1 protein-coding gene is annotated in these 1,244 nt (G+C 68.1%); it reads right to left on the bottom strand.

Annotated elements, in window-relative coordinates:
• Window positions 1-1,103: ISAs1 family transposase (locus AB0M62_RS34860; RefSeq protein WP_366078335.1), on the bottom strand; the 1,103-nt coding region annotated here is incomplete at its 3' end.
• Window positions 1,104-1,244: the final 141 nt, after the last annotated feature.

The raw sequence follows: 1,244 nt of genomic DNA, 5'->3' as shown, positions 1-1,244 counted from the left end.
ATCTCGCGGAGTCCGGCGGCGATGTTGGTGTGGCCGGCGTGGCGGAGCTGGTTGATCGCGAAGCTGCGGAGGGTGGCCATGTTCTCCGGCCCATGTCCGGTGCGGACCTTGGAGGCGTCTTCGCGGAAGGCGGTGTCCCGTACGAAGTGGAGCCGGTTTTCGATGATCCACTGCGAGCGGACGATCTTCGCGATCCGCTCGGGGGAGGCTTGGCGGCTGGTCAGGTCGGTGATGCCGTAGACCGTCTCTCGGCTGCGCTTGCCGGTCTTGACGCAGGTGCGGTGCCGCACGATCTTCGCGACCTGGGCGGCGTGTGGGAAGTCGACACCGAGATCGGTGACGGACAGCGCCTGCACCACGCGGGTCTCGAGGCGTCCGTGGCCGGTGGTGCGGTCGTAGAACTTCGCCGTCGCCTCACCCCAGGGCAGGGTCCGCAGTTGCTCGAACAGACCCTTCTGGTTCTTCTTCACGGTGAACGCATAGTGCGCCTTCTTGGTCTCGACGAGGAAGCGTGCGTGGTCACGCTGGGTGTGGAGAGCGTCGGCGGTCACGGTGACACCGGTGAGGTCGTAGGGCTCCAGCAGGGCGGCGAAGCAGGTGATTTCATTCGTCTTGTCCGGCACCCGCAGCTGGGTGAGGGTCTGGCCGCTACCGGTCATCGCGGCCAGCAGGTGGGCGGCCGGGGTTTCCCCGTGGCGCGAGCCGCGGGCGCTCTTGCCATCCACAGCCAGGGTGCCGGCCCCGGCTGGATCACATCCCAGCAGGTCGGCCAGGCCGCCGGGGCAGGTGCGCTGGACGACCCGCCGGATCGTCGCGCCGCTGGGCGGAATGCGTACGTCGAACGCCGTCGCGGCACGGGCCCCGAGCCGGGCGAGGATGTCCTGCGGAGCCTCCTTCGCCCACTGCCCGATCGCCGCGAAGGACTTCGCTCCGGTGACCACGGCCGAGCAGGCCACCAGCATGACTGCCACGAAGGGGTGACGCTTCCCGCGTCGGCACCGCGGATCGGCCAGCGTCTGCAGCCGCAGGGCCAGCGGACCGATCGCACGGTGCTGACGTGTGGGCGACTTGATCAGGCAGACGGTGGCAGACTGGCGGCACATCGAAGCTCCGTTGGGCGAAGGCGACTTGGCAAGGTCACCTGCACAACGGAGCTTCGTTGCGTACGTCGCGCACCCACCGGACATCGTCACACCACCGCGACCTGCATACCTACAAGATCACCCGACTTTGAAATCGCCCTG

Source organism: Streptomyces sp. NPDC051219 (assembly GCF_040682335.1).
Lineage (GTDB): Bacteria > Actinomycetota > Actinomycetes > Streptomycetales > Streptomycetaceae > Streptomyces.
Note: the sequence above shows the minus strand (reverse complement) of the source record. Positions and strands in the feature narration are given on the sequence as shown.